The organism is Bacillus sp. PS237, assembly GCF_037963345.1.
Classification (GTDB): Bacteria; Bacillota; Bacilli; order Bacillales; family Bacillaceae; genus Bacillus; species Bacillus subtilis.
The window spans coordinates 697,946-718,693 of the sequence record NZ_CP150156.1; the positions used below are offsets into that span (position 1 = coordinate 697,946).

Below are 20,748 nucleotides of genomic sequence, written 5' to 3' on the forward strand. Positions count from 1 at the left end.
AGGGCGGTTTCTTTATGAAACAAATTGATGGATCAGGTTGTCGATATTGATGATACTGCCATCCTCTTTCCGATAGACAACATGCTCCTTGGAAAAATGAATCGGCGAATTAATCCCTGCTGCGGCTGCAAGGTTAAATAGTCCCTCGCGCAATGAAATAACGTAGTTGCAGACACGATGCTGTTTTTCCTCAACGCTCAGTGCTTTTTGCAATTTCGGATCTGTCGTCGCCACACCTGCCGGACAGGTGTTGGTGTGGCAGACGAGAGCGCGGATGCAGCCAACGGAAAACATCATGCCGCGTGCGATGTTAACAAAGTCAGCGCCGAGGGCTAAGGCGACCGCGATTTTATCAGGAGTCAGGAGCTTTCCGGAAGCAAAGATTTTCAGCTGGCTGCGCAAGCCGTACTGTTTAAGAAGCGTGTCCACAATAGGCAGCGCTGTCATAATCGGAAGGCCGACTGTATCCGCGAGCTCGTAAAAGGAAGCTCCGGTACCGCCTTCACTTCCGTCGATCGTGATAAAATCCGGATGCTTTCCGCTTTTCTGCATATGAGAGAAAAGCTCATGCAATTCTTCAGGATGCCCTGCGACCAGTTTGATGCCGACTGGCTTTTGTCCGACATCTCTAAGTTTTTCAATAAAGTCGAGCATTTCAGGAGGGTTTGAGAATTCATAAAAGCGGTTCGGGCTGTCAATCGACTTTCCAGGTTCGACATTCCGAATGTCTGCCACTTCCTCTGATACTTTGGCGCCGTCCACATGGCCGCCGCGGGTTTTCGCTCCTTGTGCCAGCTTTAGCTCAAACGCTTTAATCTGGTCAATCCTGCTTTTTCTTTTAAATTCCTCCCACGAAAATTCCCCGTTTCTTTTGCGCACGCCGAATAGGCCCGGTCCGATTTGGCAAATGATATCGGCGCCGCCCTTTAAGTGATATTCAGACAATCCCCCTTCACCTGTATTCATCCAGGTGCCGCCTGCCAGATGGAGCCCTTTTGAGAGCGCCGTAACAGCCCGTTCTCCAAGAGAACCGTAGCTCATGGCAGACTGGCCGACTAAGCCCTTCACATAAAATGGCTTCTCGCATGTATGCTCGCCAATCACCTGTACATCATCAGGATGGAGAAAATACGGGTCTGCCTTGATATGTTCGGCATGCTCCTTGCGTTTGAACAGATTGTCAGCATCCATTTTATAGATTTGGGTTTCAATTTTTGGCGTTTGATTTACATGCATTTCTTCCCTTTGTTTTGGAAACATAGCGTTACGGATATAATAGCCAGGTTTATCAAAATCTCTTACAGATCCAAAGCCCATCATTCTGCTTTTGTATTTGCCGGAGATGACGGTTTGCTCATATTCCTTTCGTGAAAATGGCTGCTCTTCATTGTCATTGCTGTATAAATACTGTCTGAGCTCCGGCCCGATTTTTTCAAGGATATACCGAAACCTTCCGATGACGGGATAGTTGCGAAGAATTGAGTGCTCCTGCTGTTTTTCATCCTTTATGTAGATCCAGGCAAACAAGACGATCGGGATAGCGATGATCCCAATGATAAATGCGATGAGTGCTATTATGATGGTTTCCATCTCTCAGCCTCCCTTTTTATGTAACCATTTCCACAGTAGAACACTTTCCAAACAATAGCAGAAGGAATCTGGTGAAAAATGTGTGCTCCTGCCGATACAGGACTCACCATGCAGGTACTGCCATATGCTCTCTTTTTTTATGAAAAAAGAATCAAAACACCTTTTTCAGTGAATAACGAGATTAACGGCTTTTTCCGTTTTTCCGCGCTATGTGAATTTGTTATAATGTTTAAATGGTAACAAACGAATGGAGGAACGTATGACGTGTACGATGTAACGGAGTGGAAGCATGTCTTTAAACTCGATCCAAATAAAGATTTGCCTGACGAACAGCTGGAGATTCTTTGCGAATCAGGAACGGATGCGGTCATTATCGGAGGAAGCGATGGTGTGACAGAGGATAATGTCCTGCGGATGATGTCTAAGGTAAGACGGTTTTTGGTGCCGTGTGTCCTAGAGGTATCAGCGATTGAAGCGATTGTTCCCGGCTTTGACTTATATTTTATTCCGAGTGTATTAAACAGCAAAAACGCGGATTGGATTGTCGGAATGCACCAGAAAGCCATGAAGGAATACGGAGAACTGATGTCTATGGAAGAAATCGTGGCGGAGGGCTACTGCATCGCAAATCCAGATTGCAAAGCCGCGGCACTGACTGAAGCGGACGCCGATCTGAATATGGATGATATTGTCGCCTATGCGCGTGTGTCGGAGCTGCTGCAACTGCCGATTTTTTATTTAGAATACAGCGGCGTGCTTGGAGACATAGAAGCTGTCAAGAAAACGAAGGCTGTATTGGAAACGTCCACCTTGTTTTACGGCGGCGGCATCAAGGATGCGGAAACGGCCAAGCAGTACGCAGAGCATGCGGACGTGATCGTTGTAGGCAATGCGGTGTATGAAGATTTTGACAGGGCTTTGAAAACAGTAGCGGCTGTGAAAGGCGAGTAGTAAATTGTACGGATTTGGTTTATGATAGAACGTATGTTTTGTATAGGCGGGTGAACAAATTTTGAATTATATTAGCAATCAATTACTAAGCGGTTTAAACCCCGTTCAGCAGGAAGCAGTCAAAACAACGGACGGGCCTCTTTTGCTGATGGCGGGAGCGGGTAGCGGAAAGACGCGTGTCCTGACCCATAGAATTGCTTATTTAATGGCAGAAAAGCATGTGGCGCCGTGGAACATTCTGGCGATCACATTTACAAATAAAGCGGCACGCGAAATGAAAGAACGTGTGGAAAGCATCCTCGGACCCGGCGCGGACGATATCTGGATCTCCACATTCCACAGCATGTGCGTGCGGATCTTGCGCAGAGATATCGACCGGATTGGGATCAACCGAAATTTCTCCATCCTTGATACGGCTGACCAGCTTTCAGTGATCAAGGGGATTTTGAAGGAGCGCAATCTTGATCCGAAGAAGTTTGACCCGAGAAGCATCCTCGGCACGATCAGCAGTGCAAAAAACGAATTGACCGAACCGGAGGAATTCTCTAAAGTTGCTGGCGGCTACTACGATCAGGTGGTCAGCGATGTATATGCTGATTATCAGAAGAAGCTATTGAAAAACCAGTCGCTCGATTTCGACGATTTAATTATGACGACGATTAAACTGTTTGACAGAGTGCCTGAAGTGCTTGAATTTTATCAGCGCAAATTCCAGTACATCCACGTTGATGAGTATCAGGATACGAACAGGGCACAATACATGCTCGTTAAGCAGCTTGCCGAGCGTTTCCAGAACCTTTGCGTTGTGGGGGATTCTGATCAGTCAATCTACAGATGGCGCGGCGCGGATATCACCAACATTCTTTCATTTGAAAAAGATTATCCGAATGCAAGCGTGATTTTGCTAGAACAAAACTATCGTTCAACGAAACGGATTTTGCGCGCGGCTAACGAGGTCATTAAAAACAACTCTAACCGCAAACCGAAAAATTTGTGGACGGAAAATGATGAAGGCATCAAGATTTCCTATTATCGCGGTGATAATGAGTTCGGTGAAGGACAGTTTGTGGCCGGCAAAATTCATCAGCTTCACAGCACAGGCAAGCGGAAGCTGTCGGATATCGCCATATTATACCGGACAAACGCGCAGTCCCGTGTGATTGAGGAAACGCTTCTCAAAGCGGGCTTGAACTATAACATTGTCGGCGGCACAAAGTTCTATGACAGAAAAGAAATTAAAGACATTCTTGCGTACCTGCGCCTCGTATCCAATCCGGATGACGATATCAGTTTCACGCGCATTGTCAATGTGCCGAAGCGCGGAGTCGGCGCGACATCACTTGAAAAAATCGCTTCGTATGCGGCCATAAACGGCTTGTCCTTTTTCCAAGCGATTCAGCAGGTTGATTTTATCGGCGTCAGTGCCAAAGCGGCAAACGCGCTTGACAGCTTTAGACAGATGATTGAAAACCTGACCAATATGCAGGATTACTTATCCATTACAGAGCTGACAGAAGAAATTCTTGATAAGACGGAATACAGAGAAATGCTGAAGGCTGAGAAATCGATCGAAGCCCAAAGCCGTTTAGAAAATATCGACGAGTTCCTGTCTGTTACGAAAAACTTTGAACAGAAAAGTGAAGACAAGACACTCGTTGCGTTCCTGACAGACTTGGCATTGATCGCAGATATTGATCAGCTCGATCAGAAGGAGGAAGAGTCAGGCGGCAAGGATGCGATCACCCTGATGACACTGCACGCCGCGAAAGGACTGGAGTTTCCGGTTGTTTTCTTGATGGGGCTTGAAGAAGGCGTCTTCCCGCATAGCCGTTCACTCATGGAGGAAGCGGAAATGGAAGAAGAACGCCGCCTTGCGTACGTTGGGATTACAAGGGCGGAACAGGAGCTTTATCTGACCAATGCTAAAATGCGCACCTTGTTTGGCCGGACAAATATGAACCCGGAATCTCGCTTCATTGCTGAAATACCGGATGATTTATTGGAAAACCTAAATGAGAAAAAAGAAACAAGAGCGACGTCTGCGAGAAAAATGCAGCCGAGACGCGGCCCTGTTTCACGCCCGGTATCCTACGCCAGCAAAACAGGCGGCGACACCTTGAACTGGGCAGTCGGAGATAAGGCGGGCCATAAAAAATGGGGAACAGGAACTGTCGTCAGCGTGAAAGGCGAAGGAGAAGGGACAGAGCTTGATATTGCCTTCCCGAGCCCTGTCGGCGTGAAACGCCTGTTAGCAGCATTTGCTCCTATTGAAAAGCAGTAATTGAAGAGGAAAGGAAGAAGCAGATGGACAAAGAAACAGCGAAGCAGCGGGCAGAAGAACTGCGCCGCACCATCAACAAGTATAGCTATGAATATTACACCTTAGATGAACCGAGCGTCCCAGATGCCGAATACGACAGATTGATGCAGGAGCTGATCGCGATCGAGGAGGAGCACCCAGACCTCAGAACGCCTGACTCTCCTACGCAGCGCGTCGGCGGAGCCGTGCTTGAAGCGTTTCAGAAAGTCACCCACGGCACACCGATGCTCAGTCTGGGCAACGCCTTTAATGCTGATGATCTTCGTGATTTCGACCGCCGTGTGCGCCAGTCCGTCGGCGACGATGTGGCGTATAATGTGGAGCTGAAAATAGACGGTCTTGCTGTTTCTCTCCGTTATGAAGACGGCTATTTTGTCAGAGGGGCCACAAGAGGTGACGGGACGACGGGAGAGGATATCACGGAGAATCTGAAGACGATCCGCAATATCCCCCTTAAAATGAACCGTGAGCTGTCGATCGAAGTGCGCGGCGAGGCGTATATGCCGAAGCGTTCGTTTGAAGCACTCAATGAGGAACGGATTAAAAATGAGGAAGAACCGTTCGCCAATCCGCGAAATGCCGCGGCGGGATCTCTCAGACAGCTCGATCCGAAAATTGCAGCGAAACGAAACCTCGATATCTTCGTCTACAGTATAGCGGAGCTTGACGAGATGGGTGTAGAGACGCAAAGCCAAGGGCTTGATTTTCTCGACGAACTCGGATTTAAAACGAATCAGGAACGAAAAAAATGCGGCAGCATAGAAGAAGTCATTACGCTGATCGATGAGCTTCAGGCGAAGCGCGCGGACCTGCCGTACGAAATAGACGGCATTGTCATTAAAGTCGATTCTCTCGATCAACAGGAGGAGCTCGGTTTTACGGCGAAAAGCCCGCGCTGGGCCATCGCGTATAAGTTTCCTGCTGAAGAGGTCGTGACGAAGCTTCTCGATATCGAATTAAATGTCGGCAGAACGGGTGTGATTACGCCGACTGCGATTCTTGAGCCGGTAAAAGTTGCCGGCACAACGGTCTCAAGAGCATCCCTTCATAACGAAGATTTAATTAAAGAGAAGGACATTCGGATTTTGGATAAGGTTGTCGTCAAAAAAGCGGGCGATATCATCCCGGAAGTTGTGAATGTCCTCGTTGACCAGCGCACAGGAGAAGAAAAGGAATTCAGCATGCCGACGGAATGTCCTGAATGCGGCAGTGAACTCGTCCGGATCGAAGGAGAAGTGGCGCTTCGCTGCATTAACCCTGAATGTCCGGCGCAAATCCGGGAAGGGCTTATCCATTTCGTTTCCCGGAATGCCATGAACATTGATGGGCTCGGCGAACGAGTGATCACACAGCTGTTTGAGGAAAACCTTGTCCGCAATGTGGCAGATTTATATAAGCTGACGAAGGAACGAGTCATCCAGCTCGAGCGCATGGGCGAAAAGTCCACTGAAAACCTGATCAGCTCCATCCAAAAATCAAAAGAAAATTCGTTAGAGCGCCTGCTGTTTGGGCTTGGCATCCGTTTTATCGGATCAAAGGCCGCAAAGACGCTTGCCATGCATTTTGAAAGCTTGGAGAACCTGAAAAAAGCCTCTAAAGAGGAACTTCTCGCGGTAGATGAAATCGGTGAAAAAATGGCTGATGCTGTGATCACCTATTTTCATAAAGAAGAAATGCTTGAACTCTTGAATGAACTTCAGGAGCTGGGCGTAAACACGCTCTACAAAGGCCCGAAAAAAGTAAAAGCAGAGGACAGCGACTCTTACTTTGCTGGTAAAACAATTGTTCTGACAGGAAAGCTGGAAGAGCTGTCAAGAAACGAAGCCAAAGCGCAAATCGAAGCGCTGGGCGGAAAGCTGACTGGAAGCGTCAGCAAAAACACAGACTTAGTCATCGCCGGAGAAGCGGCGGGAAGCAAGCTGACAAAAGCACAAGAGCTGAACATTGAAGTGTGGAATGAAGAACAGTTAATGGGAGAGCTAAAGAAATAAGAGGAGTGTTTTCTATTGAAAAAGACGTTGGCATTGGCGGCAACGGCGGCAGTATTAATGCTGTCTGCCTGCTCGTCAGGTTTCGGGGGGGAGAAGGAGGAAGAGATTACGCAAAAGACGGCGAAATCGTCAGAAAAAGCGATTGTCCCGAAATATAATATCTCTGACTCCTATTACAAAATGGTGCTGCCGTTTAAGGCAGGCAAAGCGCGCGGCTTAACAACGGAACAGCTGAATACAAGGCTGGACATTGACGAATTTGAAACAGGGCTGATGCGCCTTGCCCAAGATTCTTTCTCAACTGACGATTATCTGTTCCAAGAAGGACAATATTTAGATGAGGATACAGTATTAAGCTGGCTGGCACGGAAAAAAACGGGCTCTGATTTGAAAAAAGCCGAAAAAGAAGATAAGAACTTCAAAAATGAAGGCTTGAACCCGGCGCTCCCGAGTTCTGGTTCAACAGAAGAAAAGAACGAAAGCAGCCCAATTTATTTAGCATCCATGCTTGAGCACGATTATTTAGTCAGAAAAGACAAGAATTCTATCCAGCTTGGCGGCGTCATGATCGGACTGGCGTTAAACTCAGTGTATTACTATCGTGAAAAAACTGGCGACCCGCAAAAAGAAGTGGAGATTAAAGACAGCACGCTTCGCCAGCAGGGAGAAAAAATTGCACAGGAGGTTATTAACCGCCTCCGCAAAAAAGATAACTTGAAGAATGTGCCGATTACCGTGGCGCTCTACAAGCAGGCGTCAAAAACATCGATTGTGCCGGGGAACTTCATCGCCAAAACAGAGGTCAAAGCAGGCTCTACTGATATCTCAAATTGGGATGACATCAATGAAAAATATGTATTCTATCCGGCGGATACAACCACAGCAGAAAAGTACCCGGATGACACCGAGGTCTTTAAGCGGTTCAAAAACTCAATTGAAGAATATTTCCCGAACTATACAGGCGTTGTCGGTACAGCGCTGTATGAAAATGATGAAATGAAGAAAATGAAGATTGACATACCAATGCAATTCTACGGAAAAAGTGAAGTTGTCGCGTTTACCCAGTTCTTAACGGGTGAAGTGATGGACTACTACTCTAAGAGCTCAGTTGATGTCGAAGTCAATATCACGTCCTCAGACGGACAGGAAGCGGTCATTATCCGCAATGCCGGAGATAAAGAGCCGACTGTTCACATTTATGACTGATAGAAAACCCTTGTGCCATATTGGCACAAGGGTTTTTATGTTACAATTAACAGGAAAAGGGAAAATATTTTCACTTCTGCCGAAACACAAATCAAGGGGAGGTATGTTGATGCTGGAAATCGTGTGAAAACAATCATTATCAAATCTATAGCAATGAAAGGATGTTAGACGTGCATAAAGATATCAAAAAAATATTTCATGAAGAGCAGGTTTTGGCAGAAGCTGCAGCGAGATACGGTTTCTCAAAAGATCAGGTGCGTTTTCTGGCTGATGCGGAAAACTATGTATATGAATGTATGAAAGACAATCAACCTTATATTTTAAAGATTACCCATACGATTCGGAGATCTTCTGATTATATGATGGGAGAGATGGAATGGCTCCGTCACCTTGCAATAGGGGGAATTTCAGTAGCCAAACCGCTCCCGTCGCTGAACGGAAAAGACGTAGAAGCAGTGCCGGACGGAAACGGCGGGTCATTTTTATTGAGAGTGTATGAGAAAGCGCCGGGGCAAAAAGTGGATGAATCGGACTGGAATGAAACGCTATTTTATGAGCTTGGCAGATACACAGGCAGCATGCACAGCCTGACAAAAAGCTACAAATTGAGCAATCCCGCTTTCAAAAGACAGGAATGGGATGAAGAGGAGCAATTAAAGCTGAGAAAATATGTGCCTGAAGATCAGATAAAGGTGTTTCAGCAAGCCGATTCTTTGATGAATGAACTGCGGAGGCTCCCGAAAAGCCAGGACAACTACGGCTTGGTGCATGCGGATCTGCACCATGGCAATTTTAACTGGGATCATGGCAAAATCACGGCATTTGATTTTGATGATATCGGCTACAACTGGTTTGTTAACGATATTAGCATTCTTCTCTACAATGTCCTGTGGTATCCTGTTGTGCCATATGATGATAAAGCTGCGTTTACAGAAGAATTTATGACGCATTTTATGAAAGGGTACTGGGAGGAAAATGAGCTTGACCCTGCATGGCTGATGATAATACCTGATTTCCTCCGCCTTCGCCATATGCTGATTTACGGATTGCTGCATCAGATGTTTGACCTTAACACAATAGGAGAAGAGGAAAAAGAAATGCTGGCCGGTTTCAGAAGAGATATAGAGAATGGCACGCCGATTACAGCATTTGATTTTTCAGCACTGGTGTAGATAGAAAAAGCCAATGGGATTCCAGTCCCATTGGCTTTTATAATGTATCACACTTCACGCCGACTACGCCTTCAATGGCTTTAATGTCATAGTAGACATCGGTCGTGTATCTGTTTTTATGGACGCGGACCTTCACTTCCATAATTGGAAAATCCTTTTCGCCTAGGTCGTCGATCCGAACGGAGTGTGCTTTGATATCTCTTCTTTTCATTTCTTTTAAAATCTCTGTCATTTTGTCTTTATCAGAAAGTGACATTCTGATGCGGATGTCTTTTTCCTGCAGGCGGTCGGGGCCGATTTTTCTGACCACCCATGGGAGAAATTCCACACTGATCAGGATGAACAGAAGACTGGCAAACGCTTCTTTATAAAAACCGGCTCCCGTAGCAAGCCCGAGCCCCGCTGCCCCCCAGATCATGGCCGATGTCGTCAGGCCGGAAATGACATCATTGCTTTTTCGCAGGATGACACCGGCGCCGATAAACCCGACGCCGGAGATGATTTGTGCCGGCAGACGAAGCGGATCCATCATGATGCGGTAGTATTTAGGGAAATGATATGCCGCATTAATACTGACGATCGTCAGCATGCATGAGCTGACTGCGATGACAATACAGGTTTTTAATCCGAGCGGCTTATTTTTTAATTCGCGTTCAAGCCCGATGACCATGCCAATCAATGTGGCAATGCCCAATTTCAATAAAATATCAGGATCAATATACCAGCTCAACAGCAAACTTCCCCCTTCTCTATGGTGTTTTTAAATAAATATGATTTTCTCACAGTATTTATAGCAAAACAAGAGCACAAAAGCCACCAAGCTGCGCTTGATGGCTTATTGCTTACTTTTTGCGTTTTAACAGCTTTTCCATGACACCGAATAATCGGTAAGAGGCTTTTGCAGGACGTTTTGTGATCATGCTGACAATGATGCCGGCAATCATACTGAGAATAAACCCAGGGATGATTTCGTACACACCGGTTGATTTTGCCAGGCCGGTTGTAATCCAGATCAACACGGTCGCAGCCCCGACAATCATGGCAGCAAGCGCGCCCCATTCGTTCATTCGTTTCCAATACAGACTGAGCAGAATCGCAGGCCCGAAAGCTGAACCGAAGCCGGCCCAAGCGTATCCGACCAAATCAAGAATGGTGCTGTTCGGGTTCAATGACAAGAGTACCGCGATAACGGCAATGACTAAGACGGACAATCGCCCGATCATGACCAATTCTTTATCAGAAGCTTTTCGTCTGAAAAATGACCGGTATAAATCCTCTGTTACAGCACTTGCTGTGACCAAGAGCTGTGAGGAAATCGAACTCATGATGGCAGCCAAAATAGCTGACAATAAGAACCCTGTAATTAATGGGTGGAACAAGATTTTAGAGAAGATAATGAAAATCATCTCCGGATCTTTTACAGCAACTCCGAATTTATGGGCGTATGCAACACCGATTAAACCCGTCAGCACGGAACCTAGAACTGTAATGATCATCCAGCTCATGCCGATTCGGCGTGCAGGTTTTAAATCTTTAATGTCTTTAATGGCCATAAATCGGACGATGATATGAGGCTGGCCGTAGTAGCCCAACCCCCAGGCTAAATAGGAAATAATGCTAATGACGCTCGCGCCTTTAAAAATATCCAATAAATGTGGATTAACAGCGTCGATTTCATGGAAAGTCGGAGCAACGCCGCCCACATGGGTAAAAGCAACGATCGGCACAAGCACTAGTGCTGCAAACATGATCGCACCCTGCACGAAGTCAGTCAGACTGACAGCAAGGAAACCGCCAAACAGTGTGTATAACACGACAACTGCGGTGGTCAGAAACAGGCCTAATTTGTAATCCGCACCAAAAGCAGATTCAAACAGCCGTCCGCCAGATACCATACCGGAAGAGGTATACAATGTGAAAAAGATCATGATGATCAATGCAGATACGATTTTCAGCAGTGATGAAGAATGCTGGAATCGTTTATCAAAGAAATCAGGAATTGTAATCGCATCATCTGCCGCTTCTGTATAAGCACGCAGCCTTGGAGCCAGCAGCAAGTAATTTGAGTACGCCCCGATTGTAAGACCTAAAGCAAGCCATAAGGTGGACAGCCCTGTCGCAAACATCGCGCCGGGAACACCCATCAGCATCCATCCGCTCATATCGGCCGCGCCGGCAGACAAAGCAGTAACGAATGGTCCGAGGCCTCTTCCTCCAAGCATGTAATCATTGATGTCAGTGGTTTTCTTGAATGCATACCAGCCGATTAACAGCATGGCAATAAAGTAAATTCCTAAAGATATAATAATTTCAATACTCACGTTTTACCCTCTCTTCATTTCTAATAATGTTGCATCACCTCTCAAATTGATGGTGCCAGTTAAGCAGCCTGGCGTAAGTGCAAAACAAAAGAAATTCTTTTGCGGGTGCACTTGGTAACTTAACCTAACAAAGTATTCCCGGCCATTCAAGCGATGAAACATTGATCATAAGCTGGAAATACCGTTGCAAACCTAGAAGGGAATAAAGAATAAAACGCTTTCAAAAAATAATTAAAGTAAAAATATTCAGAAAAATATTTCGTTTCTCCTTCTCCTCATTTTAGTATAAAATATATAGGGTATTGTTTCGAAAACACAGGCCTGTCTCAAGGCGTTTTGTTGCTTTAAAGGGCTTGTTTTTGATATGATCAGTATTATATGACTTAACGGAGAAATATGTGGAGGTGGATCATATGTCACGAATTTCAATAGAAGAAGTAAAGCACGTTGCGCACCTTGCAAGACTTGCGATTACTGAAGAAGAAGCAAAAATGTTCACTGAACAGCTCGACAGTATCATTTCATTTGCCGAGGAGCTTAATGAGGTTAACACAGACAATGTGGAGCCTACAACTCACGTGCTGAAAATGAAAAATGTCATGAGAGAAGATGAAGCGGGTAAAGGTCTTCCGGTTGAGGATGTCATGAAAAATGCGCCTGACCATAAAGACGGCTATATTCGTGTGCCATCAATTCTGGACTAAAGGAGGGACACAAGAATGTCATTATTTGATCATAAAATCACAGAATTAAAACAGCTCATACATAAAAAAGAGATTAAGATTTCTGATCTGGTTGATGAATCTTATAAACGCATCCAAGCGGTTGATGATAAGGTACAAGCCTTTTTGGCATTAGATGAAGAAAGAGCGCGCGCATACGCGAAGGAGCTTGATGAGGCGGTTGACGGCCGTTCTGAGCACGGTCTTCTTTTCGGTATGCCGATCGGCGTAAAAGATAATATCGTAACAAAAGGGCTGCGCACAACATGCTCCAGCAAAATTCTCGAAAACTTTGATCCGATTTACGATGCTACTGTCGTTCAGCGCCTTCAAGACGCTGAAGCGGTCACAATCGGAAAACTGAACATGGACGAATTCGCCATGGGGTCATCTACAGAAAACTCAGCTTACAAGCTGACGAAAAACCCTTGGAACCTGGATACAGTTCCCGGCGGTTCAAGCGGCGGATCTGCAGCTGCGGTTGCTGCGGGAGAAGTTCCGTTTTCTCTTGGATCTGACACAGGCGGCTCCATCCGTCAGCCGGCATCTTTCTGCGGCGTTGTCGGATTAAAACCTACATACGGACGTGTATCTCGTTACGGCCTGGTCGCATTTGCGTCTTCATTGGACCAAATCGGACCGATTACACGTACGGTTGAGGATAACGCGTTTTTACTTCAAGCGATTTCCGGCGTAGACAAAATGGACTCTACGAGTGCAAATGTGGACGTGCCTGATTTTCTTTCTTCATTAACTGGCGACATCAAAGGACTGAAAATCGCCGTTCCGAAAGAATACCTTGGTGAAGGTGTCGGCAAAGAAGCGAGAGAATCTGTCTTGGCAGCGCTGAAAGTCCTTGAAGGTCTCGGCGCTACATGGGAAGAAGTGTCTCTTCCGCACAGTAAATACGCGCTTGCGACATATTACCTGCTGTCATCTTCTGAAGCGTCAGCGAACCTTGCACGCTTTGACGGCATCCGCTACGGCTACCGCACAGACAACGCGGATAACCTGATCGACCTTTACAAGCAAACGCGCGCTGAAGGTTTCGGAAATGAAGTCAAACGCCGCATCATGCTCGGAACGTTTGCTTTAAGCTCAGGCTACTACGATGCGTACTACAAAAAAGCGCAAAAAGTGCGTACGTTGATTAAGAAGGATTTCGAGGACGTATTTGAAAAATATGATGTTATTGTTGGACCGACTACACCGACACCTGCGTTTAAAATCGGTGAAAACACGAAGGATCCGCTCACAATGTACGCAAACGATATCTTAACGATTCCGGTCAACCTTGCCGGCGTACCGGGAATCAGTGTGCCATGCGGATTAGCAGACGGACTTCCGCTCGGCCTGCAAATCATCGGAAAACACTTTGATGAAAGCACTGTATACCGCGTTGCTCATGCATTTGAACAAGCAACAGACCATCATAAAGCAAAACCTGAACTGTAAGGGGTGAAAAGAATTGAACTTTGAAACGGTAATCGGACTTGAAGTCCACGTTGAGTTAAAAACAAAATCAAAAATTTTCTCAAGCTCTCCAACGCCATTCGGCGCGGAGGCGAATACGCAGACAAGCGTTATTGACCTCGGATATCCGGGCGTCCTGCCTGTTCTGAACAAAGAAGCCGTTGAATTCGCAATGAAAGCCGCTATGGCGCTCAACTGTGAGATCGCAACGGATACGAAGTTTGACCGCAAAAACTATTTCTATCCTGACAACCCGAAAGCGTATCAGATTTCTCAATTTGATAAGCCAATCGGCGAAAACGGCTGGATCGAAATTGAAGTCGGCGGCAAAACAAAACGCATCGGCATCACGCGCCTTCATCTTGAAGAGGATGCCGGAAAACTGACGCATACGGGCGACGGCTATTCTCTTGTTGACTTCAACCGTCAAGGAACGCCGCTTGTTGAGATCGTATCAGAGCCGGACATCCGCACGCCGGAAGAAGCGTACGCATATCTTGAAAAGCTGAAATCCATCATCCAATATACAGGCGTTTCTGACTGTAAAATGGAAGAAGGCTCACTTCGCTGTGACGCCAATATCTCTCTTCGTCCGATCGGCCAAGAGGAATTCGGCACAAAAACAGAATTGAAAAACTTGAACTCCTTTGCGTTTGTTCAAAAAGGCCTTGAGCATGAAGAAAAACGCCAGGAGCAGGTTCTTCTTTCCGGCGGCGTCATCCAGCAAGAAACTCGCCGTTATGATGAAGCAACGAAGAAAACCATTCTTATGCGTGTCAAAGAGGGATCTGACGACTACCGTTACTTCCCAGAGCCAGATCTAGTCGAGCTCTACATTGATGATGAATGGAAGGAACGCGTAAAAGCAAGCATTCCTGAGCTTCCGGATGAGCGCCGCAAGCGTTATATCGAAGAGCTTGGCTTGCCTGCATATGACGCAATGGTTCTGACGCTGACAAAAGAAATGGCTGATTTCTTCGAAGAAACCGTTCAAAAAGGCGCTGAAGCTAAACAAGCGTCTAACTGGCTGATGGGTGAAGTGTCAGCTTACCTAAACGCAGAACAAAAAGAGCTTGCCGATGTTGCCCTGACACCTGAAGGCCTTGCCGGCATGATCAAATTGATTGAAAAAGGAACCATTTCTTCTAAGATCGCGAAGAAAGTGTTTAAAGAATTGATTGAAAAAGGCGGCGACGCTGAGAAGATTGTGAAAGAGAAAGGCCTTGTTCAGATTTCTGACGAAGGCGTGCTTCTGAAGCTTGTCACTGAGGCGCTTGACAACAATCCTCAATCAATCGAAGACTTTAAAAACGGAAAAGACCGCGCGATCGGCTTCCTAGTCGGACAGATTATGAAAGCGTCCAAAGGACAAGCCAACCCGCCGATGGTCAACAAAATTCTGCTTGAAGAAATTAAAAAACGCTAATAAAAAAGCAGCCCTTAGAGGCTGCTTTTTTTATGGTCAAATTGAGATAAAGACAAGATGAGGGCCCGAAGCCTTTCAACTTCTTTGTCGTTGGTTCCGGCCAAATTGGACAGCATGCCTTTAATAATCGGCTTGCGCGGTTTATCCTGAGTCAATTCTTCCTCGATAACATCAAGTGACACGGTGATATCCTCGGGCAGCGTGCTGTTTTCTTTCACTTTCTGAATGTCCTCAAGCAGCTGGTCTTTTCCCGCAGGCATCGGGTTAAAAATGTCTTTTGATACAATCGGATTGAGTGCAGAACGGCTCAGCCCCTGTACAAGATCATCCAGTCTCTCAATAATAAAGGCTGAGATTTCTTCTGCATCGATATTAAGCTCACCGTTAAATACCATCACGTTCATATAGGAATGCACAATGCCTCTTGCCATGATGGACAGATCTGCGACATACCGCTCGATTCCTTCGCCATAGGATACCAGCAAGGCGTTCCGGTACAGCTTATCCGTCTCCATGGTTACTTTGTAAAAGTATTGCTTGATTTCTTGATTTTCCGGAATGATATTTTCGGTAAGCAAAAGAACGATAAAATCTTTATGATCGCGAAAATCCTCAAATTGAGCGCCAATTTGCTTTTTTAACACTTCCTTAGGCGGCTTTCCGGCGAGATCTTCTTCTATATTTTTCATTTTGTTCATAGACATACCGATATAATATTCACAGGCAGATAACAGCAGCGCTTCTTTCGATTTGAAGTGCAAATAAAAAGCGCCCTTCGAAATGCCGCATTCACTGGCGATTTCTTGGATCGTCGTAGCTGCGAATCCTTTTTTCGCAAATAAACGAATGCTGGTTTTTATGATTCTCTCTTTTTTTTCATTCATGACGTGCTTCCCCTTAATCCTTGAAAAATTTAGTAAAATTTTCTGGTATATGAGTTGACGTTGTTGCGTTATAACGTTTAGTATTATATAGAATGACCAGTCAGTCAATAAAAAATGTAATGGAGGATATGATGAACCACGTTATTAATTTCGTTCTGAAAAACAAATTCGCCGTATGGCTGATGACGATTATTGTAACGGCAGCCGGCTTGTATGCGGGTATGAATATGAAGCAAGAGTCTATTCCTGACGTGAACATGCCTTACTTGACGATCAGCACGACATATCCGGGTGCAACACCAAGCCAAGTGGCTGATGAAGTGACCAAACCGGTTGAACAAGCCGTACAGAACTTGGACGGTGTCAGCGTTGTGACGTCGACGTCCTATGAAAACGCATCGTCGGTCATGATTGAATATGATTATGAGAAAGATATGGACAAAGCGAAAACAGAAGCAGCTGAAGCGTTAGAAAACGTCAACCTGCCTGATGACGCGAAGGATCCGGAGATTTCACGCTACAGCTTGAACTCATTCCCGATTCTGACGCTGAGCGTGTCCAGTGATAAAGATAATCTGCAAGAGCTGACGAAACAAGTGGAGGACAGCCTCGTTTCTAAGCTTGAAGGCATAGAAGGCGTTGCGTCCGTCCAAGTATCAGGCCAGCAGGTGGAAGAGGTTGAATTCTCTTTCAAAGAAGACAAACTGAAGGAATACGGCCTTGATGAAGATACAGTCAAGCAAGTGATTCAAGGTTCAGATGTGACAACTCCGCTTGGATTGTACACATTCGGAAATGAAGAAAAATCTGTCGTCGTCAGCGGCGATATTGAAACAATTAAAGATTTGAAGAATATGAGAATCCCGACGGCATCTGCTTCAAGTGCAGGCAGCAGCGCAGCATCTCAAGCAGGTGCGCAGAGTGCTCAAGCAGCCCAAAGCGCGCAAGCGGCAGCACAGGTGCAGCAAAGCGCAAGCACAGCAGTGCCGACGGTCAAGCTTTCTGACATTGCTACAATTAAAGATGTGAAAAAAGCTGAATCCGTTTCACGCACAAATGGCAAAGACAGCATCGGCATCAACATCGTCAAAGCAAACGATGCGAATACGGTAGAGGTTGCCGACGATGTCAAAGCTGAGCTGAAAAAGTTCAAAGAAGACCATAAAGGCTTCAATTACAGCGCAACTCTCGACATGGCGGAGCCGATCACACAGTCAGTTGACACGATGTTAAGCAAAGCCATCTTCGGTGCTATTTTTGCGATTGTGATTATTCTCTTATTCTTAAGAGATATCAAATCAACATTAATTTCTGTTGTTTCAATTCCATTATCATTGCTGATCGCACTCCTTGTGCTGCAGCAGCTTGATATCACATTGAATATTATGACGCTCGGCGCAATGACCGTTGCCATCGGACGTGTAGTCGATGACTCCATCGTTGTGATCGAGAACATTTACCGCCGCATGAGACTCAAAGATGAGCCGCTCCGCGGAAAAGCCTTGGTTCGTGAAGCGACGAAGGAAATGTTTAAACCGATCATGTCATCAACGATTGTGACAATCGCGGTATTCCTGCCGCTCGCACTTGTAGGCGGACAAATCGGTGAATTGTTTATTCCATTTGCCTTAACGATTGTTTTTGCGCTTGCCGCATCCCTAGTGATTTCAATCACGCTTGTGCCGATGCTCGCACACAGCCTGTTCAAAAAATCATTAACCGGTGCGCCGATTAAAGCGAAAGAACACAAACCTGGCAGACTTGCAAACATCTATAAAAAAGTATTGAACTGGGCGCTGAGCCACAAATGGATCACGTCTATCATCGCGGTTCTGATGCTCCTTGGAAGCTTGTTCCTCGTACCGTTAATCGGTGCCAGCTACCTGCCGTCCGAGGAAGAAAAAACGATGCAGCTCACATACAGCCCAGAACCGGGTGAAACGAAAAAAGAAGCCGAAAATGAAGCTGAAAAAGCGGAAAAAATCCTGCTTGACCGCAAGCATGTCGATACGGTTCAGTATTCATTAGGCTCTGGCAGCCCGCTTGCCGGAGGAGATTCTAACGGTGCGTTATTCTATATCAAATATGAAAGCGACACACCTGACTTTGATAAAGAAAAAGATAACGTTCTGAAGGAAATCCAAAAGCAATCTGACCGCGGAGAATGGAAGTCACAGGACTTCAGCTCTTCAGGCAATAATAACGAATTAACATACTATGTGTATGGCGATTCTGAAAACGATATTAAAGACACGGTCAAAGACATTGAAAAAATCATGAAAGATGAAAAGGATCTGAAAAACGTAAATTCAGGCCTTTCCAGCACATATGATGAGTACACATTTGTCGCTGACCAAGAAAAACTAAGCAAGCTCGGTTTAACCGCGTCTCAAATTTCTCAGGCCTTAATGTCACAAACATCGCAAGAACCGCTCACCACTGTGAAAAAAGACGGCAAAGAGCTTGATGTGAACATTAAGACAGAAAAAGACGAGTATAAGAGTGTGAAAGATTTAGAGAATAAAAAGATCACTTCCGCGACTGGCCAGGAAGTCAAAATCGGCGATGTGGCAAAAGTGAAAGAAGGATCAACATCAGATACCGTGTCAAAACGTGACGGAAAAGTCTATGCAGATGTCACAGGTGAGGTTACCTCTGACAACGTCACAGCCGTATCAGCTGCTATCCAGAAGAAAATCGATAAGCTTGACCACCCTGATAACGTATCGATTGACACAGGCGGCGTATCAGCGGATATCGCTGATTCCTTCACGAAGCTCGGTTTAGCGATGCTGGCAGCAATAGCGATCGTTTACCTTGTGCTCGTGATTACCTTCGGCGGAGCACTAGCGCCATTTGCGATTCTGTTCTCATTGCCGTTCACAGTCATCGGTGCCCTGGTCGGACTTTACGTATCAGGTGAAACGATCAGTCTGAACGCCATGATCGGTATGCTCATGCTGATCGGTATCGTTGTCACGAATGCCATTGTCTTAATTGACCGCGTGATTCATAAGGAAGCGGAAGGCCTGTCTACGAGAGAAGCGCTCCTGGAAGCCGGCTCTACACGACTCCGTCCGATCCTGATGACAGCCATTGCGACAATCGGCGCCTTGATTCCATTAGCCCTCGGCTTCGAAGGCGGAAGCCAGGTCATTTCAAAAGGACTCGGCGTAACGGTTATCGGCGGTTTAATCAGTTCAACGCTTCTGACGCTCCTGATCGTGCCAATCGTATATGAAGTATTGGCGAAGTTCCGCAAGAAAAAACCGGGAACGGAAGAAGAGTAAAAAACAAAAAGCCTCAGCTCTGCTGAGGCTTTCAGCTTGTTGAAAAACCCTCGCATTCGTTGTCAGGTCTGCGCGTCGGTGCTCACGAATTCTACATTCGCTCCGCTCCAATGCTCCCCCTTCCTAGACTACAAGGGTTTTCAATCAAGCTGAAAGAATGTTAAGGATGACAAAAGCTCAAAACAAGAATCAGTTTTGAGCTTTTGTGCGTTTTCACCTGTAAGATTATGTACATTTTGTTGCGATTTTTTTAACTCATAGTATAATTAAAGGTTGTTAGTGTAAAAATGGATCGGATACTCTTAAGTAGGATGATGAGATAATGAAACGTGCACGCATAATATACAATCCGACTTCAGGACGGGAGATCTTTAAAAAGCATCTTGCCCAGGTCCTGCAAAAATTTGAACAAGCCGGCTATGAAACCTCCACCCATGCGACGACATGCGCAGGAGACGCTACACACGCTGCCAAGGAAGCGGCATTGCGTGAGTTTGACCTGATCATTGCGGCAGGCGGAGACGGAACGATCAACGAGGTCGTCAACGGGCTTGCGCCTTTAGACAATCGTCCGACACTCGGTGTGATTCCTGTCGGCACAACGAACGACTTCGCCAGAGCGCTCGGAATCCCACGCGAGGATATTTTAAAAGCGGCAGATACGGTCATTAACGGCGTTGCCCGCCCGATTGATATCGGACAGGTCAACGGCCAGTATTTTATCAATATCGCCGGCGGAGGCCGTCTGACGGAGCTGACGTACGACGTGCCAAGCAAACTGAAAACAATGCTCGGCCAGCTTGCTTATTATTTAAAAGGAATGGAAATGCTGCCTTCACTTCGTCCGACAGAAGTCGAGATTGAATATGACGGCAAGCTGTTTCAAGGTGAAATCATGCTGTTTTTGGTCACGCTGACAAACTCCGTCGGCGGGTTCGAAAAGCTCGCGCCGGATTCCAGCCTGAATGACGGCATGTTTGATTTGATGATACTAAAGAAAGCAAACCTTGCTGAATTTATCAGGGTCGCCACGATGGCGCTTCGCGGAGAACACATCAACGACCAGCACATTATTTATACAAAAGCGAACCGCGTGAAAGTCAATGTATCAGAAAAGATGCAGCTGAACCTGGACGGCGAGTACGGCGGCATGCTGCCGGGCGAATTCGTGAATCTGTACCGGCACATTCACGTCGTCATGCCGAAGGAGAAAGCGGAACAGTTGGATGACTAAAACTTGGCTTGGTAAGCCAAGCTCAGAATGTTGACAAAATCCTAAAACAGTTTTCGTTTTAGGATTTTGTCATCTTTTCAGCGTGATTGAAAACCTTTGAAGTCTAGGAAGGGCGAGCATCGGAGCACAGCGAATGTTGAATTCGTGAGCACCGAAGCACAGGCCTGA

Annotated in this window: 14 protein-coding genes; 10 read left to right on the forward strand and 4 right to left on the reverse strand. The window is 46.1% G+C overall.

Translation table 11 applies throughout. The features are described 5' to 3' along the window. Nucleotides 1-12 precede the first annotated feature (12 nt). Nucleotides 13-1,590 carry an FMN-binding glutamate synthase family protein gene (locus NST22_RS03640; RefSeq protein WP_003233925.1) on the reverse strand — a complete coding sequence of 526 codons (1,578 nt, stop codon included), beginning with the start codon at nucleotides 1,588-1,590 and terminating at the stop codon, nucleotides 13-15. Between the two features lie 264 nt (nucleotides 1,591-1,854). Between NST22_RS03640 and NST22_RS03645 the strand changes: the two genes are divergently transcribed. From NST22_RS03645 to NST22_RS03665, 5 genes are all read left to right on the forward strand, one after another. Then, entirely contained in the window at nucleotides 1,855-2,541 is a 687-nt protein-coding gene (locus tag NST22_RS03645) for a heptaprenylglyceryl phosphate synthase (protein WP_003233922.1), read from the forward strand. Nucleotides 2,542-2,602: 61 nt separating this feature from the next. Further along, nucleotides 2,603-4,822, forward strand: coding sequence for a DNA helicase PcrA (pcrA, locus tag NST22_RS03650; RefSeq protein ID WP_003233919.1), 2,220 nt, complete (start codon nucleotides 2,603-2,605; stop codon nucleotides 4,820-4,822). A gap of 23 nt (nucleotides 4,823-4,845) precedes the next feature. Beyond that, the gene (ligA, locus tag NST22_RS03655; RefSeq protein WP_003233916.1) at nucleotides 4,846-6,852 is read left to right on the forward strand and encodes an NAD-dependent DNA ligase LigA; all 2,007 of its coding nucleotides are present in this window, start codon (nucleotides 4,846-4,848) and stop codon (nucleotides 6,850-6,852) included. Nucleotides 6,853-6,867: 15 nt separating this feature from the next. After that, entirely contained in the window at nucleotides 6,868-8,058 is a 1,191-nt protein-coding gene (locus NST22_RS03660; RefSeq protein ID WP_003242795.1) for a CamS family sex pheromone protein, read from the forward strand. Between the two features lie 161 nt (nucleotides 8,059-8,219). Continuing rightward, nucleotides 8,220-9,230 (forward strand): phosphotransferase enzyme family protein, encoded by a 1,011-nt coding sequence (locus tag NST22_RS03665; protein ID WP_010886430.1) that lies wholly within the window; start codon nucleotides 8,220-8,222, stop codon nucleotides 9,228-9,230. Nucleotides 9,231-9,267: 37 nt separating this feature from the next. On the opposite strand, the gene NST22_RS03670 is transcribed toward NST22_RS03665, so the two are convergent. Then, complete coding sequence (locus tag NST22_RS03670; protein WP_010886431.1) at nucleotides 9,268-9,966, reverse strand: MgtC/SapB family protein; 699 nt, start codon at nucleotides 9,964-9,966, stop codon at nucleotides 9,268-9,270. Nucleotides 9,967-10,072: 106 nt separating this feature from the next. Next, on the reverse strand, nucleotides 10,073-11,551 hold the full coding sequence (opuE, locus tag NST22_RS03675) for a proline transporter OpuE (protein ID WP_003242814.1): 1,479 nt from the start codon (nucleotides 11,549-11,551) through the stop codon (nucleotides 10,073-10,075). Nucleotides 11,552-11,964: 413 nt separating this feature from the next. Between opuE and gatC the strand changes: the two genes are divergently transcribed. The 3 genes from gatC to gatB are packed head-to-tail and all read left to right on the forward strand — an operon-like array spanning nucleotide 11,965 to nucleotide 15,172. Beyond that, complete coding sequence (gene gatC / locus NST22_RS03680) at nucleotides 11,965-12,255, forward strand: Asp-tRNA(Asn)/Glu-tRNA(Gln) amidotransferase subunit GatC (RefSeq protein ID WP_003219442.1); 291 nt, start codon at nucleotides 11,965-11,967, stop codon at nucleotides 12,253-12,255. A 15-nt stretch (nucleotides 12,256-12,270) separates the two neighbouring features. Next, on the forward strand, nucleotides 12,271-13,728 hold the full coding sequence (gene gatA, locus NST22_RS03685; protein ID WP_003242878.1) for an Asp-tRNA(Asn)/Glu-tRNA(Gln) amidotransferase subunit GatA: 1,458 nt from the start codon (nucleotides 12,271-12,273) through the stop codon (nucleotides 13,726-13,728). Nucleotides 13,729-13,741: 13 nt separating this feature from the next. Continuing rightward, entirely contained in the window at nucleotides 13,742-15,172 is a 1,431-nt protein-coding gene (gatB, locus tag NST22_RS03690) for an Asp-tRNA(Asn)/Glu-tRNA(Gln) amidotransferase subunit GatB (RefSeq protein ID WP_003219444.1), read from the forward strand. A 14-nt stretch (nucleotides 15,173-15,186) separates the two neighbouring features. On the opposite strand, the gene NST22_RS03695 is transcribed toward gatB, so the two are convergent. Next, nucleotides 15,187-16,056 (reverse strand): TetR/AcrR family transcriptional regulator, encoded by an 870-nt coding sequence (locus tag NST22_RS03695; RefSeq protein WP_003243222.1) that lies wholly within the window; start codon nucleotides 16,054-16,056, stop codon nucleotides 15,187-15,189. A 131-nt stretch (nucleotides 16,057-16,187) separates the two neighbouring features. On the opposite strand from NST22_RS03695, the gene srfP reads away from it, so the two are divergent. After that, nucleotides 16,188-19,346, forward strand: a complete 3,159-nt coding sequence (gene srfP, locus NST22_RS03700; RefSeq protein ID WP_003242663.1) for a surfactin resistance protein SrfP — start codon at nucleotides 16,188-16,190, stop codon at nucleotides 19,344-19,346. 322 nt (nucleotides 19,347-19,668) lie between these two features. Beyond that, entirely contained in the window at nucleotides 19,669-20,580 is a 912-nt protein-coding gene (locus NST22_RS03705; RefSeq protein WP_003233894.1) for a diacylglycerol kinase, read from the forward strand. Nucleotides 20,581-20,748 lie beyond the last annotated feature (168 nt).

Coding starts and splice junctions, on each gene's coding strand:
- NST22_RS03640 (WP_003233925.1), bottom strand. CDS start 1,590: ATGGAAACCATCATAATAGCACTCATCGCATTTATCATTGGGATCATC.
- ligA (WP_003233916.1), top strand. CDS start 4,846: ATGGACAAAGAAACAGCGAAGCAGCGGGCAGAAGAACTGCGCCGCACC.
- NST22_RS03665 (WP_010886430.1), top strand. CDS start 8,220: ATGTTAGACGTGCATAAAGATATCAAAAAAATATTTCATGAAGAGCAG.
- gatC (WP_003219442.1), top strand. CDS start 11,965: ATGTCACGAATTTCAATAGAAGAAGTAAAGCACGTTGCGCACCTTGCA.
- gatA (WP_003242878.1), top strand. CDS start 12,271: ATGTCATTATTTGATCATAAAATCACAGAATTAAAACAGCTCATACAT.
- NST22_RS03695 (WP_003243222.1), bottom strand. CDS start 16,056: ATGAATGAAAAAAAAGAGAGAATCATAAAAACCAGCATTCGTTTATTT.
- srfP (WP_003242663.1), top strand. CDS start 16,188: ATGAACCACGTTATTAATTTCGTTCTGAAAAACAAATTCGCCGTATGG.
- NST22_RS03705 (WP_003233894.1), top strand. CDS start 19,669: ATGAAACGTGCACGCATAATATACAATCCGACTTCAGGACGGGAGATC.